The organism is Microbacterium sp. NPDC056044 (assembly GCF_042267145.1).
Classification (GTDB): domain Bacteria; phylum Actinomycetota; class Actinomycetes; order Actinomycetales; family Microbacteriaceae; genus Microbacterium.
Window position 1 is genome coordinate 629,383 of sequence record NZ_JBHJWZ010000002.1, and the last position, 14,660, is coordinate 644,042.

Consider the following 14,660-nt stretch of genomic DNA (forward strand, 5'->3'; position numbering starts at 1 on the left):
CGTCGAGCCGCCCGTCGGCAACCGGAGAGGGCTCAGTTCGCGGCGTCGACCCCGCGGTGCGTGCGGAACAGCTTCCAGTCGGACCGCGAGAGGTCGGCGTACGCATACGCCCACTCCAGGATCGCCTCGCCCGCGACCTTGCCCCCGCCGACGTAGCCCGCCACCGCCGCCGACAGCGGGGACTGACCGTGCGCACGTGCGAGGGTCGCCGCGCACGCGTCGGCGTACCAGAGGAACGCCGAGTCGTCGAGCGCGTCCATGTCGAACCCGCCCTTCTTGTCGCGGAACTGGCGGACGTAGAAGTCGCGCTGCGCCCCGTACGTCGAACGCCGCAGATAGCCGAGGAACGGGTCCGACACGGACTGCAGGATGCGCTGCATGCCGACCACGCGGCCGCCGTCGCCGAACTGATCGATGAACCGGGTCACGACCTCGGGTTGCTCGGCCTTGCCGTGCTCGATCAGCACGCTCCTCCCCGCCTCCTTGCCCTGCAGCAGCAGGACGTCGTCGTCGCCGTCCTGCATGGAGATGACGAAGCACCGCGTGCCGACGCTACCCACCCCGACCACGCGCAGGGCGATGTCCGAGAGGCGGTACTTCTGCAGGAGAGCCCTGATGTCGATGTTCGCCGACTGCACGTACTGGTCGAAGACGCCGAGGACGCGCTCCTCCGACTGCGCGTCGATGTGGGTCATCGTCGGCGGCGCCTCGACGAAGACCACGCGGCCCTCGTCGTCGACCTGCGTCATCTTCTTGGCCGCTCGCGCGCCGGTGCGCTTCTCCGCCTCTTTGATCGCGGAGTCGATGGCCGCCTGCGTGTCGGCGTCGACCGCGCGCTCGGCCGCCAGGGCGTCGAAGCGGTCGTAGTAGCGCTTCAGCGGGCTGCGCTTGGCGCCCGTGCCGAGCGCACGGGCGTACACGCGCACGGCGTCCAGCGACGCCTCACGCACGACCTTGTCGGCGCGGCCGGTCGACTGCCCTGCGATCACGATGCTGGTGACCAGGCGCTTGACGTCCCACTCCCACGGCGCCCACGCGGCCTCGTCGAAGTCGTTGAGGTCGAAGACGAGGGATCGCTGCGGCGAGGCGTACAAGCCGAAGTTCGACACGTGCGCGTCCCCGCACGACCCGACGCTCACGCCGCTCGACGGCGATCGGGCGAGATCGGCGGCCATCAGCGCTGCCGTCCCTCGGTAGAACGCGAACGCGCTCGCCGCCATGCGCTCCGTGCGCAGCGGGACGAGCTCCGGGACGCGCTCCGCGTCCTGTCCGTCGAGGATCCCCATCGGGTCGCGGTCGTTCGTCGGCAGCTCGGCGAGAGACTCACGCGGATTGCGCTGGCGGGCGGCGCGGCCCTCGGCGACGTGGTCGGCGTAGGACGGCAGCGGGGCCCACGTGCGTCCGATGGGCGAGGCATCGATCGTAGACATGGGCCCAGTGTGGCACTGCGTGGCGGCCGCCCGGAAGAGCGGTACCCTGACGCCGTGACCCGCGCCGCGCAGCCCGCTCCGCCCCCTGCGATCTCGCCGAGCCTGCGCGTGCTCCTCATCCTCGCCGCGACCGTCGTGGTGCTCGCGGGCGTCTATTTCGCACGGAGTCTGATCGGCCCGCTGGCGCTCGCCATCGTGCTCGTCGTGATCTGCGAGCCGATCCGCCGACCGCTCGAGCGCCGCGGCTGGCCACGCTGGACGGGCACGACCGCCGTCATCCTGCTCGCCTACCTGGTCCTCGTGGTCATGGGTCTGCTGCTGTGGGTGGCGGGGGTGCAGTTCGCCGGCCTCGTGTCGGACTATCTCGATCAGCTGCGCGGCAGCCTCGACGACGCGCTCGCCTGGCTCCAGTCCGCCGGGCTGGATCAGCAGGCGACGGATGCTGCGGCCTCGGTCCTCGACCCCAAGGCGCTGCTGGGGCTCGTGGGGAGCATCGGCGGCACGGTCATCGGGGTGGCCACCGCGCTCTTCTTCGTCGTCTCCTACGTCATCTTCACCGCGGCGGACGCCGCGCGCTACCGCGACGCGGAGCGCGTCTTCGGCGCCGGCCGCCGCCCGGTTCTGGCCCGGATCGGACGCCTGAACCGAGGCATCCGTCGCTACTACGTCGTCAATGCGTCGTTCGGCGCCGTCGTCGCGATCATCGACGGCCTCGCACTCTGGGCGCTCGGCGTGCCCGCCCCGATCGTGTGGGCGGTGCTCGCCTTCGTGACGAACTTCATCCCGAACATCGGGTTCGTGCTGGGCCTCATCCCGCCGGCCGTGCTCGCGTTCGTGGTCGGCGGCTGGCCGCTGTTCCTCGCCGTCATCGCAATCTACTGCGTCGTGAACGTGGTGCTGCAGGTGCTCGTGCAGCCGAAGTTCGTGAGCGACGCGGTCGACCTCAGCCTCACGCTGAGCTTCTTCTCGGTCGTGTTCTGGACGTTCGTGATCGGCCCGCTCGGCGCGATCCTGTCGATCCCGCTGACGTTGTTCGTGCGCACGCTGGTGCTCGAGGGCGATCCTGGCTCACTATGGCTGCGATGGCTGTCGGGCGACCGCACGGCCACGCCGGCGTCCGCCGCCCGCGAATCACTCACCGACTCCTGATCCACCCTCGACCGCACCACCCGATTCCACCCGGAGCCCCGATGACCCAGACCTCGCTCGACCGGCCGATCCCCGAGCAGCCCTCCTCGCCCCGCAGCAGCGCGGGCATGTTCGACGCGTCGAGCGAGCGGTCGCTCGAGTCGCTGGCCCTCGGCGTCGGTGCGATCTCGTTCGTCGTCGTGGCTCTCGTGTCGCTGATCGCCTTCCAGTTCCAGGCGGCGCCCATCTCGGGCCCGGGCTCCGTCGGCCAGTTCGCAGCCATCGCCTCCGGCGTCGTCGCCTTCCTGGCGGTGGTCGCGGGCCGCGTCATCGTGCATCGCCACGAGGGCGGCCGCCGCCTGCACGTGCTGGACTACATCGACGTCGCGGCCCTCGCCTTCGCGCACGGCGTGATCGCACTGCTCGGCTGGACGCTGCTCGCCGTGATCCTCGAGCAGGCGTTCATCGGCGCGACGGTCTTCGCGCTGCCGGTGCTGCTCCTCGCCGGCGCGACCGCGGCGATGAGCGGCTACCTCGCGTTCTACTCCGCCACGCACATGGACCTCCAGCTGCTCGCGGTCGTGCTGGCCGTGTTCCTGGTGTTCGGCGTCCTCGCCAGCATGCTCACCGCGAGCGACCCCGACTGGTGGAAGGACAACCTGAGCGCCCTCGGCATGTCGTCGAACGTGTCGGCCTTCGCGTTCAACATCACGATCATCGTCGCCGGCTTCCTCGTGACGACGCTCGCACGCTACTCGACCCGCGGCATCCCGACGTCGAACCCGAAGGGGATCGGCCGTGTGCGCACGACGCTCATCGTGCTCGGCGTGTTCCTCGGCATGGTGGGACTGTTTCCGGTCGACAAGTTCTTCGCCCTGCACACCGGTGTCGCATCGGGCATGGTCGCCGCGTTCGGCGTGCTCGTGATCGCGCTGCCGAAGTGGATCACCGGCATCCCGCGGGCCTTCGTCGCGCTCGGCTGGCTGTTCCTGGCCGTCACCCTGCTGCTCGCGGTGTTCTTCTTCATCGGGTACTACACGCTGACGGCGGTCGAGCTCGTGGCCGGCATCCTCGTGTTCACGTGGATCGTGCTGTTCATCCGCAACGCGGCCGCCCTCCAGCAGGACGCGCGACAGCAGGCGTCCGCCGACTGAGGTCTCGCCCGCACCCCGCCCCGTCCCGCGGCGGGGCTGGCTATTCGGCCGATCAGCGCGGCGAAGATAGCCTGCGGGCATGACGCATCACGAGGCGAACGTCCTGCTCGGCGAGAGAAGAGCGGGCGAGACTGAGGCGACGCTGAAATGGTCGCGCATCATGTACTGGCCGCTCAGCTTCGCGGCGCTGGCCTTCCTCATCACGTACACGATCCACGTGATCGGTGATCTGCACGGTCTCGCCGCGATGGTGACGACGACGATCATCACCCTGACGTGGATCGTGTTCATCGTCGACTACCTCGGGCGGCTCGCTCTCTCGAAGCCGCGGGGCGCGTGGTTCCGCTCGCACCTCGCCTCGCTGGGGATGGTCCTCATCCCGGCGCTGCGGCCCGTGCGGCTGCTCGACGCCTTCACCCGGGTCGCCGCGTTCCGCCGTACCGCGGGCACGACGCTGCGTGCCCGACTGCTGATCTACGGCATCGGCTCGGCTCTGCTGCTCATCTGGTACGTCTCGCTCGTGGTGCTGCAGTTCGAGCGCCACGCGCCCGGCGCGAACATCCTCACCTTCGGTGACGCGGTGTGGTGGGCGTTCTGCACGATCACGACGGTCGGGTACGGCGACTACACGCCCGTGACCCACATCGGCCGCTTCTTCGCGATCGTGCTCATGGCCGGCGGCGTGGTGCTCGTCGGCGTGATCGTCGCGACGATCTCGTCGGCGGTGACCGAGAAGGCTGCGCCGTCCGGCGCCCACCACGCGGCTCACCCGCACCCCGCCGCGGGCGAGGAGACGCAGGTCGTGGACTCGCGGCCGAACCCGTCGCAGCCGGCGTCAGCGCACTGAGGCAGGCCGGTCCCACGGGAGGCGGGCGCCGGGTCGCTCGCGCGCGAGGTCGTCGGGCGTGATGAGCATCTCGCGCGCCTTCGTGACGACCAGCCACGCCGGCAGCACGATGATGCAGAGCATCGGCAGCACCGTCACGTCGTCGACGATCGCGACCGCGACGAACAGCGCGACCCACCCGTCGCGGGCGATCGCGAGCACGACGCCGAGCACGCCGCACGCGACCGCGAGCGACAGCGGGAGGCCGGGCAGCAGTGCGCCGCCGAGAAGTCCCGCGGCCACCCCGAGGAACACCGCGGGGAAGATGCGGCCGCCTCGGAATCCCGCCGATGCCGCGACGACGAGCGCCGCCATCTTGACGAGCAGGATGATCGTGAGCTGGCCGGGCGGGTACGCGCTCGGGTCCTCGAGCAGTTCCGCGCTCTGATCGAGGCCCTTGAACAGCGTGATCGGCCCGCCGATCGCGCCCAGAGCCCCGAGCACGACGCCGCCCAGTGCGGTGAAGAGGAGTGGATGCCGCAGCGCATGGAACGCGCGGTGCACCAGCGGGAAGAGATAGATGCCGACGAGTCCGAAGGCGGCGGCCGCGACCGCGATCAGCGAACCGGTGAGCAGGTCGAACGGCTGCGGAGCGCCGTAGGGGTCGAACGGCGTCTTCGTGCCGAAGCCTCCGCCGGCGAGATAGGTCGTGACCGAGCCGGCGCCCGCGGCGACGAGCGGGAGGAAGAGCTTGTCCCACAGGGACCCGCCCATCTTGAACTCGCCGACCATGCCGGTGAAGACGAGAGCGGCCGCGACCGGTGTGCCGAACAGCGCGCCGATGGTCGCCGAGATGGCCAGCGCCCCGATCAGCGCGGGCGGGACCGCCTTCGAGATGCGCGCCAGGATCGCGACCGCGAGCGACACGTTGATGGCGATGATCGGGTTCTCGGGGCCGAGGCTCACACCGCCGGCGAGGCTGAGGATGACGACGACGGCAAGGCCGGGCAGCACCGAGAGTTTGAGAGGAGTGGCGGCGAGCTCGGTCGTCGCCGAGTCCGGTCCCGCGTGGCCGGGAACGAGCCACACCACGAGTCCGACGGCGATGCCGGTGAAGGTGAGCACCGCGAAGATCCACCACGGGGAGTCCGGGGCGATGCCCAGGGACTTCGGCAGGCTCGTCCACAGCCCGTCGTCGACCTGATCGGCGAGGAGGTCGACCGCGCGCAGCGAGAGGGCCGAAAGGACGCCGATGAGGATCGCGGGGATCGACAGCAGGATGAGCCGTCGGACCGTGAGCTGCGGACCGGGCGGCGTGGCCGGTGCGGGCGAGGCGGCGGAGGGGCCGGGCATGGCCACACGATAGCGGGCGCGGACCACCGCCGCGAGGATGGTGACGCGCCACGATCCCGCGCGGCGCGGGCGCGTCCCGCCCGGCGCGGCGGCGCGGATGCGCCATGATTCGGCTGTGGACGAGCACACCTGGCATAAGCGCACCTCGGCGCCGCTCATCGTCGCCGGCCTGGCGTACCTCGTCGCGTACTCGTGGCGGGTGATCGCCGACCTGCACGGTCCGGGCCGTACCGTCGCCACGACGGTCATCGTCGTGACGTGGGCGATGTTCATCGCCGACTACCTCGTGCGGCTCGCGCTGGCGAAGAACCGGCGGCTGTGGTTCCGCAAGCACCTCGCAGCGCTGACGTTCGCGCTCATCCCGGTGCTGCGGCTCGTCCGGCTGCTCCGCGTGCTGACGTATGTGCCGGGTATGAAGACGACAGCCGGCGGCGCGCTGCGCACGAAGATCCTCGTCTACGGCGTCGGCGCGTCGATCATCCTCATCTACCTCGCGTCGCTCGCGGTGCTCGAGGCCGAGCGCCACGCGTCGGACGCCAACATCACCACGTTCGACATCGCCATCTGGTGGTCGGCCGTGACGGTGACGACCACTGGCTACGGCGACTACACGCCTGTGACGGGCGCCGGCCGGTGGGTCGGCGTCGGGCTCATGTTCGGCGGCGTGGCACTCGCCGGTGTGATCACGGCGACGCTCGCGTCATGGGTGCTCGAGCGCGCCGCCCGCGAGCACGATGACGAAGAGCCGGCGACCCGCGCCCAGCTGCGGCTCCTCACCGAGAAGATCGACGCGCTCCTGCCGCCTCCGTCGTCCGGTGGCGGCGCGCCGGGCCCGGGCGGTGCGCCCGGACCGGGGCGCGGCCCCGGGTCGGGCCCGGGCGGTGCTCCGGGGCCGGAGCTCGGGTACGGCCCGGAGCGTGGACCCGGGCCGGAGCGCCCGCCCAGGCCCATGGGCGGCGGCGACGACCGCCCGGGCGGCTGAGCCCCGGCGTCCGTCACGTCGAACCAGGGGATTCCCGCCGAGACCGAGGGCTACGTCGCCGGCCTCGGCGGGAATGCCCTGTCTCGACCCATGGCCTGTGCGGCCAGGGCACCCGGGTCCGCGTGGGGGCGCAGCATCCATCTCCCGTCTCAGACAAGAAGGCCGCGTCCCCGAGCGGGGGACGCGGCCTTCTTGTGCGATGCGTCAGGAGAGCAGCTTGGCCTTCGCGGCCGCGAACTCCTCGTCCGACAGGATGCCCTGAGCGTGCAGCTGCGCGAGCTGCGTGATCTTGGCCATCATGTCGTCCTGGGCGGGAGCAGCAGCCGGTGCAGGCGCCTGCGCGGCCTGGGCGTTGGCGACTGCCTGCGCCGCCGCCTGGTCCATGGCGGCCTGCTGAGCCTGGGCCTCGTAGGCCTGCTGCTGAGACTGGTCGTAGGCCTTCTGCTGCTGGTGGCGCGCGACGCTGCCCGAGACGGCCGTCGCCGTGCCGGCGACGACAGCGGTGCGGGCGGCCATGCCGATCAGGCCGGGACGGCCCATTCTTCCGAGTGGCATGTGTCTTTCCTCCTTCAGTCCGCGTTCTCGGCGAGGAACGCGTTGACGATCGGTGCGGGGATGCCCTCGCGCGCGATGACGGCGCCGCCGGCGTCGTACAGCGCGGCCGCGAACGACTTCGCCCACAGCAGCTCGACCACGAGGATCGCAGCCGACGAGCCCGGCTCGAGGTTCTCGGCGAGGTACAGGATGTCGTCCTGCCCCGCGAGGCCCGCGAGGTCGAGCGCCGGGGCGCCGTCGTCGATCGTGTCGGAGAGCTCGAGCACCTCGATCTCGCCCTCGGGCGAGCGGCGCGCGAACACGAGGTCGAGCACGTTGACCGTGCCGGCGGCGACGAGGTCGTCGATCGCCTGCAGCACCGCGGGACCGGGCCGGTCGCCCTCGAAGCCGATCGCGTAGAACTCGATCGGGCCGTAGTCGAAGGTCGTCATGTCTTCTCCTGTTCCGGGGCCGGCTTAGGCTGCCAGCGCCTTGGCCTTGAGCGCGTCGAACTCGGCCTGCGAGATCGCGCCCGAGTCGAGCAGCGACTTGGCCTTCGCGATGTCGTCAGCGGCGCTGGAGCCCGATCCCGCGGTCTGGCGGATGTAGGCGTCCTGCGCGGCGCGCATCTCCTGCGCCTGTGCGATCGACCGCTTCTGCATGCTGTTGCCGCGGGCGATCAGGTACACCAGCGCAGTCAGGAACGGGACGAAGATCAGGAACAGGATCCAGACGGCCTTCAGCCAGCCGTTGAGGTCGTGGTCGCGGAAGATGTCGCCGATGATCGAGAACAGCACCATCAGGTACGCGACGAAGACGAAGATCCAGAAGAACCAGAGGACGAAGTCCCACAAATTGCCCATGCGAGGTTGCCAATCGTGAGGACGGACCGAGGCCCGCCACTGTGAAGTTGCGGTCCGCGCCCCTTGCGCCGGCCGTGGTCGCGACACTACCCCCAAACACGCCGTCTGCACATGACGCAATCTGAACGATTTCGGACCGAATGGCGGCATCATGATCCTCATGACCGACGAACCCGAGAGCTCCGACGCCGGCGTGGTCGCCGCAGGCGTCGAAGAGCGCCCCCGCCGCTTCTCGCGCGTGCTGGCCGGGCTCGATCATCCGGCCGCGACGGGGTTCCTCGTGACCATCGGCGTGCTCGGTGCGCTGGTGCTCGGATCGGCCATCGGCTCGATCGCGACGATCCTCGTCTACATCATCCTGGGCATGTTCCTCGCGATAGGTCTCGACCCGATCGTGCGCATGCTCGAGCGGCACAGGGTCAAGCGCGGCGCCGGCATCGCGATCGTCTTCGGCGGCTTCGCGCTGATCGCGGTGGCCTTCTTCGTCTTCGTGCTGCCGCCGGTCGTCGCCCAGATCGTGCAGCTGGTGCAGGCGATCCCGGAGGCCGTCGAGAACATCCCGCAGTCCGACTGGTTCGCCCGCCTGACTCCCGACGTGCAGGTCGCGGTGCTCGGCGCGCTCGAGCAGGTCGCCGAATGGATCTCGGCGCCCTCGACTCTGGCCGCCCTCGGCGGCGGCGTCCTGGCGGTCGGCGTCGGCTTCGTGGCCGCGATCTCGGCGAGCTTCGTCGTCATTGCCCTGACGCTGTACTTCCTCGCGTCGCTCACGGCCGCCAAGCGCGCCTTCTACGCCCTCGCGCCGGCGCACAGCCGCGTGCGGCTCGCCGACCTCACCGAGCGCATCACCGATTCGGTCGGCAGCGCCCTGATCGGCTCGGTCATCCTGTCGTCGATCAACGCGGCCGTGGTCTTCGTGCTGCACCTCGTGATCGGACTGCCGTTCCCGGCGCTCATGGCGGTGATCGCGTTCGTCGTGACACTGATCCCGCTGTTCGGCTCGGTGATCTTCTGGATCTTCGCGTCGATCATCGCGCTGTTCACGAGCCCGACGCAGGCGCTCATCTTCTTCATCGCCTACCTCGTCTACATCCAGATCGAGTCCTACGTCGTCAGCCCCCGGGTCATGAACAAGGCGATCGAGATCCCCGCCGCGCTGGTGCTGATCGGCGCGCTCGCCGGCGGCGCGCTCGCCGGCATCGTCGGCGTCCTGGTGGCACTCCCCGTGATGGCGTCGATCCTGCTGATCATCCGCGAGGTCGTCGTCCCGAAGCAGGACCTCAAGGTCTAGTCACGCGAGAAACCCCGATCCGGCGCAGAGTTATTCGTTTCGGTCGCCGCTGTTGCCGAGACCGGGGACTTCGGCCGAGACCGAGGGCGACGTCCTGAGTTTCGGCCGGGATGCCTTGGATCGGCGAGCAGACGGTGGTCGCGGCATCCGTCTCGGTCGCGGCAATCCGCCGAGACCCGCGGGTTCTCGCCGAAGCCTAGGACTTCGCCCCCGGTTTCGGAGGACCTGACTTGGCCTTCGGGGCGATTGATCTCGGGTTCTGCGCCAGGGTGCGCAGCATGAGGGACTGTCGCGACCGCACAGGCGTCAGGCCGCTGGCGCGCAGCTTCGCATCGAGAGACTCGAACCGCATGGTGTCGCCCCAGTCCCACCTCGCGAAGCCGCCTTCGTGTCTTCGCAGGCGGTCCTCGCGCTTCTTCTCCCGCACGAAGTGGGCCTTCATCGCGTCGGGATCCGCGTCGTCGTATTTTCCGTAGCCGTCGGATTCGCCGATGATTCGCAGGCGACGCCAGTAGAAATCGCAGCGATCGGTCTCGCCTTCGTACGAGAACACCTGCTGGAGGACCGGCGCCTCATATCCGAGCCACTCGATGACGGCCCGACTCACCGCCTCGCCGGCGGACTCCGAGAGGGGGTTGGCACGCTCCTGCACCCAGTCGAGCTGGCGCACCCCACGGCGGTTGGCCTGTGCGCGGCCACGCTCGCTGACATCGATCGCCTCGCCGCTCCTCTCGAGGATGCGGGCGGCTGCATCTACAACCGCCAGCGCGAAAGCCGGCGGCAGCACGCGGGCCAGATCGACCGCGGTGTCAGAAAGCGCTGTCACGCGCGTGCCCGCGGCGTCCGTCACGCCTCGCTCGCTGCTGTGGCCGTGCACGATCACGTCGCCTTCGGACCAAGACCGGCCGTCCGCGCTCAGCACGTGGATGTGCGTCGGCTCGCCGAAGATGGGTAGCCCTTGGAGCACTGCCGCCGATTCGAGACAGAACACCGGCGACTTCCACACGCGGGCGACGGCGAGCACCCGCAAGCGATAGCGTTCCCACGGCTGGAGCGCATCCCACTTGTTTTTCGGCACGTACGCACCCGGCCGGATCCGATGCAGCCTCCCATCGCGATCCAGGCGGGCGACATCGAATGGCTGTTCGCGGCTGAGGAGTAGCGCTGCATCGACGGTCGCTGTCATCGCGCCAGACTGCCCGGGCAGCAACCGCCGTGGGGATGCGGCGCTGCTGAATGTGGATTGCGGCCCCGTTCGCCGGCGCGGCCATGGGCTGTGGAGGAGGCGTCGGGCTCGTCCTCCTCGCCGAGGCATGGGACTTCCGCTGAGACCGAGGGAGAGGCCGCCGGTCTCGGCGGGAACGCTGTGCCTCGAGGGACGAGAGAACGCGGCGGACGCGTGACCCTCGGCTCGGCTGGGCTGGGCTGGGCTGGACTGGAGCGGGGCTGACGGCGGCGAGCTCGGCGGGGACGCGGGGCCCGGCATCCCGTTCCACCAGCTTCATCGTCGAGGCAGGGGTTTCGCGCCGAGACCGAGGGTGAGCTCCTTGGTCTCGGCCGAAACGCCTTGTCTCGGCGAGAGGGTCGGGCGGTGGTGACGGCGAGGCGCGCCCGGAGAGGCGCCCCCGGCGAGGCGCGGGCCGGCGAGGCGCGGCGCCCGGCGGGGCATGGTGCCCCGGAGACAGGCGGGGGATGGATGCCTCGGGGCGAGGCATCCATCACCAGACGGTCAGTTCAGCGCAGAAGTCAGGCGCATGAGGCCGTCGAGGAACGTCGCCTTGGCGGGCTCGCGGCGCCACTCCTCGAGGGTGAGCTCGCGGCCGGCGTCGCGGTAGGCCTGCTCGACCTCGCGCATGCCGGCGACGAACGACTCGCCGCGCACCATGAGCGAGACCTCGCTGTTGAGGCTGAACGAGCGGATGTCCATGTTGCTCGAGCCGATGACGGCGATGTCGTCGTCGATCGAGAAGTGCTTCGAGTGCAGGATGAACGGCGCGGGGTACAGGAAGATGCGCACGCCGGCCTCGAGCAGCACCTGGTAGTACGACCGCTGCGCGTGCCACACCATGAACTGGTCGCCGATCTCCGACACGAACAGCTGCACCTCGAGGCCGCGCTGGCACGCGCTCGTGATGGCGTAGACCATCGCCTCGTCGGGCACGAAGTACGGGCTCGTGAGGATGACCTTCTCGGTCGCTCCGTAGATGAGCGACAGGAACAGCCGCAGGTTGTTCTCGGTGTCGTAGCCGGGACCGCTCGGCACCACCTGGCACTGCAGCGCGTCGGGCGAGGTCGAGACCGCGAGCTGCGACGGCGGCACCTGGGCCGTGGCCGAGAGGTCTTCACCGGTCTCGATGAGCCAGTCCGACAGGAAGACGGTGTTGACGGATGCCACGACCGGCCCGGTCAGCCGCGTCATGAGCTCCTGCCACTTGAGGCCGCGCTTGATGTTCTTCTGCGAGTCGTAGTGGCGGGCGATCAGGTTCTGCGAGCCCATGAACGCGACGCGTCCGTCGACCACGACGATCTTGCGGTGGTTGCGCAGGTCGGGACGCTGGTACTTGCCCTTGAAGGGCTCGACCGGGAGCATCCACGCCCATTTCACGCCGATGCGGTCGAGTTCGGCCAGCATCTTGCTGCTGTCGGCGACCTTCTTGGTCGCGACGTAGTCGGCCAGCAGGCGCACCGTGACGCCGCGGGCGACCGCCCGCTCCATCGCCGAGAAGAACCCGCGTGTGGAGTCGTCCCACCCGACGATGAAGAACTCGATGTGCACGAAGTCCGTGGCCGTGTCGAGCTCGGCCGCCATGGCGTCGAGCGACTCCTGGTAGTGCGGCAGGAGCGTCGCCTCGTTGCCGTCCGAGGCGGGCAGCGCCGTCAGGTTCTGGTTCTGCTGCACCACACGCTGGAACCACCGCGGCCACGAGGCATCCGTCTCCGTCAGCGCGCCGTCGGTCACCCTGCCGCGGATGATCTCGTCGATGCGTGCCTGCTCCGCTCGTCGCTTGGCCGGCAGGCGGAAGTTGCCGATGACGAGGTAGAGCACCACACCGACGCCCGGGAGCACGACGATGAGGAGGATCCACGCCATCGCCGCCGTGGGCTTTCGGCCCCGGGGGATCACGATGAGCGCGGTGATGACGATCGCGGCGTGCACCAGCGCGGCGAGCGACCAGGTCAGGTTGGCGAGAAAACCGGAGTCCACGGGGTAAGTGTGGCACCGGCGGCCGCTGGAACGCGTCGTTCGAAGCGCGTGATTCCGCACGCGTCGCCCGCATCCCGGCCGGGCTCGCCCCGGCCGGCCAGGGCGGGGATCGAGCCGACGCATGTTGTCGGGCGGATGCTGCGTGCGCGGCGTGTCGCGTCGGATCGGCGTGCCCTGCGGCCCGGGTGGACCGGCGCGGGCGGCCGGTCTCGCTAGATTCGCCTCATGACCACCACCGCGCCCGCGCCCCGCCCGCGGTGGCTGCTGCCGACCTTCGCCGGGTACCGCCGCGAGTGGCTGGCCCCCGACATCGTCGGCGGACTCTCGGCCGGAGCGGTCGTCGTGCCGCAGGCGATGGCGTACGCGACGATCGCGAATCTGCCCGTACAGGTCGGCCTCTACACGTGCATCGTGCCGATGCTCGTCTACGCGATGCTCGGCGGCAGCCGTGCGATGAGCGTTTCGACGACCTCGACCATCGCGACGCTGACCGCGACCACGCTCGTCTCGGCGGGGGTCGCAGCGTCCGCCGAGAGCACCGACGAAGCACTCGGCTCGCTCATGATGCTCACGCTCCTCGTCGGGGCGATCCTGCTGCTGGCCCGCCTGTTCAAGCTCGGCTCGCTCGTCGAGAACATCAGCGGCGCGACGCTGCTCGGCATGAAGATCGGCGTCGGCGCGACGGTCGCCGTGGGGCAGCTGCCGAAGCTCCTGGGCGAGACGTACGACTTCTCGGGGCACGGCTTCCTCCGATCGCTCGTCGCGGTCGGCGAGGCGTTCGCCACCGTCAACTGGCCGACGGTGGCGCTGTCGGCCGGATCGATCGCGACTCTTCTCGTGCTCAAGCGCTTCGCGCCGAAGGTGCCCGCGACCCTCATCGTGGTGGTCGGAGGCATCCTGCTGGTCGCGTTCGCCGGGCTCGCCGACGCCGGCGTCGACCTCATCGCCCCGGTTCCGTCCGGGCTGCCGCTCCCCGGGCTTCCGGACGTCACGCACCTGCCCGCCCTCGTGCCGGGCGCCCTCGCCATCGCGGTGATGGCGTTCCTGGAGTCGGCGGCGGTGGCGCGAGGCATCCGTCGATCCTCCGAACCGCAGATCGACAGCAACCAGGAGCTGTTCGCGACCAGTGCCGCCAACGTCGCCGGTGCGTTCTTCACCACGATGCCCGCGGCGGGCGGCTTCTCGCAGAGCGCGGTCAATCAGAACGCCGGCGCCAAGACGCAGCTCTCGACACTGGTGACGGTCGCGCTCGCCGTGCTGGTGGCGCTGTTCCTCGGGCCGGTCCTGAGCCTGCTGCCGCAGGCGACGCTCGCCGCGATGGTGTTCGTGGCGGTCATCGGGCTGATCGACATCCCCGAGCTCGTGCGGTGGGCGCGCATCAGCCCGCGCGACTTCTGGGTCGCCGTCGCCGTCGCGCTGATCGGCCTGTCGGCCGGCCTCCTCGCCGCTGTCGGCATCGGCGTTCTGGTGACGCTGGTGATGGTGCTCCGCGAGATCAACAAGCCGATGCTCGCGATCGAGGAGCGCCGCGGGCGCGCCGTCGCGATCCACCTGCTGCGCGGCGTCTACACCGCGAACGCGCTCGAGAACGAGTCAGCGATCATCGCGCTCGCCGCCGGCGAGAACGCGACAGCCGTCGTGCTCGACCTCGAGCGCCAGTACCTCATCACCGTCACGGGACTCGACATGTTCGAGGACCTCGACCGCGAGCTCGCCCACCACGGTGCGGTGCTGCATCTCGCGGCGCTCCCGGAGTCCGCCGCGAAGGTCGCGCGCAAGACGCCGTGGTACGCGCAGCTCGACGCCGCGGGCCGCGTGCACGCCACGGTCGAGGAGGGGCTGGCCGCAGCATCCGCATGATTCGCAGAAGAAGGAGCGGGATGGATGCCTCGGCTCG

At 70.1% G+C, this 14,660-nt stretch carries 13 protein-coding genes; 6 read left to right on the top strand and 7 right to left on the bottom strand.

The genetic code is table 11. The annotated features are described in order from the left end of the window. Positions 1 to 32 precede the first annotated feature (32 nt). Entirely contained in the window at positions 33 to 1,430 is a 1,398-nt protein-coding gene (locus tag ACFC1I_RS07935) for a DUF2252 domain-containing protein (protein WP_376007701.1), read from the bottom strand. 54 nt (positions 1,431 to 1,484) lie between these two features. Between ACFC1I_RS07935 and ACFC1I_RS07940 the strand changes: the two genes are divergently transcribed. From ACFC1I_RS07940 to ACFC1I_RS07950, 3 genes are all read left to right on the top strand, one after another. Next, positions 1,485 to 2,579 (top strand): AI-2E family transporter, encoded by a 1,095-nt coding sequence (locus ACFC1I_RS07940; RefSeq protein WP_376007703.1) that lies wholly within the window; start codon positions 1,485 to 1,487, stop codon positions 2,577 to 2,579. A 41-nt stretch (positions 2,580 to 2,620) separates the two neighbouring features. After that, complete coding sequence (locus tag ACFC1I_RS07945) at positions 2,621 to 3,712, top strand: DUF998 domain-containing protein (protein ID WP_376007705.1); 1,092 nt, start codon at positions 2,621 to 2,623, stop codon at positions 3,710 to 3,712. Positions 3,713 to 3,791: 79 nt separating this feature from the next. Then, positions 3,792 to 4,559: a potassium channel family protein gene (locus tag ACFC1I_RS07950; RefSeq protein WP_376007707.1), complete on the top strand. Its 768-nt coding sequence runs from the start codon at positions 3,792 to 3,794 to the stop codon at positions 4,557 to 4,559. Here ACFC1I_RS07950 and ACFC1I_RS07955 read toward each other — a convergent pair. After that, the gene (locus ACFC1I_RS07955) at positions 4,548 to 5,891 is read right to left on the bottom strand and encodes an ion channel protein (protein ID WP_376007709.1); all 1,344 of its coding nucleotides are present in this window, start codon (positions 5,889 to 5,891) and stop codon (positions 4,548 to 4,550) included. The genes ACFC1I_RS07950 and ACFC1I_RS07955 overlap by 12 nt on opposite strands. A 115-nt stretch (positions 5,892 to 6,006) precedes the next feature. Here ACFC1I_RS07955 and ACFC1I_RS07960 point away from each other — a divergent pair, with 115 nt between their 5' ends. Beyond that, positions 6,007 to 6,873, top strand: coding sequence for a potassium channel family protein (locus tag ACFC1I_RS07960; RefSeq protein WP_376007711.1), 867 nt, complete (start codon positions 6,007 to 6,009; stop codon positions 6,871 to 6,873). 204 nt (positions 6,874 to 7,077) lie between these two features. Here ACFC1I_RS07960 and ACFC1I_RS07965 read toward each other — a convergent pair whose 3' ends face one another. Genes ACFC1I_RS07965 through ACFC1I_RS07975 form a run of 3 tightly spaced genes read right to left on the bottom strand, consistent with a single transcriptional unit; the run spans position 7,078 to position 8,270 of the window. Then, the gene (locus tag ACFC1I_RS07965) at positions 7,078 to 7,413 is read right to left on the bottom strand and encodes an SHOCT domain-containing protein (RefSeq protein ID WP_376008033.1); all 336 of its coding nucleotides are present in this window, start codon (positions 7,411 to 7,413) and stop codon (positions 7,078 to 7,080) included. A gap of 29 nt (positions 7,414 to 7,442) precedes the next feature. Then, complete coding sequence (locus ACFC1I_RS07970) at positions 7,443 to 7,859, bottom strand: DUF6325 family protein (protein ID WP_310240253.1); 417 nt, start codon at positions 7,857 to 7,859, stop codon at positions 7,443 to 7,445. A 24-nt stretch (positions 7,860 to 7,883) separates the two neighbouring features. Continuing rightward, positions 7,884 to 8,270, bottom strand: coding sequence for an SHOCT domain-containing protein (locus ACFC1I_RS07975; protein WP_376007713.1), 387 nt, complete (start codon positions 8,268 to 8,270; stop codon positions 7,884 to 7,886). Positions 8,271 to 8,430: 160 nt separating this feature from the next. On the opposite strand from ACFC1I_RS07975, the gene ACFC1I_RS07980 reads away from it, so the two are divergent. Then, positions 8,431 to 9,558: an AI-2E family transporter gene (locus ACFC1I_RS07980; RefSeq protein WP_376007715.1), complete on the top strand. Its 1,128-nt coding sequence runs from the start codon at positions 8,431 to 8,433 to the stop codon at positions 9,556 to 9,558. Between the two features lie 196 nt (positions 9,559 to 9,754). Here ACFC1I_RS07980 and ACFC1I_RS07985 read toward each other — a convergent pair whose 3' ends face one another. After that, a complete protein-coding gene (locus ACFC1I_RS07985) occupies positions 9,755 to 10,744 on the bottom strand; it encodes a hypothetical protein (RefSeq protein WP_376007717.1) in 990 nt (329 codons plus the stop codon). A 543-nt stretch (positions 10,745 to 11,287) separates the two neighbouring features. Continuing rightward, complete coding sequence (cls, locus tag ACFC1I_RS07990) at positions 11,288 to 12,763, bottom strand: cardiolipin synthase (RefSeq protein ID WP_376007719.1); 1,476 nt, start codon at positions 12,761 to 12,763, stop codon at positions 11,288 to 11,290. Positions 12,764 to 12,988: 225 nt separating this feature from the next. Between cls and ACFC1I_RS07995 the strand changes: the two genes are divergently transcribed. Further along, positions 12,989 to 14,623, top strand: a complete 1,635-nt coding sequence (locus ACFC1I_RS07995; RefSeq protein WP_376007721.1) for a SulP family inorganic anion transporter — start codon at positions 12,989 to 12,991, stop codon at positions 14,621 to 14,623. Positions 14,624 to 14,660 lie beyond the last annotated feature (37 nt).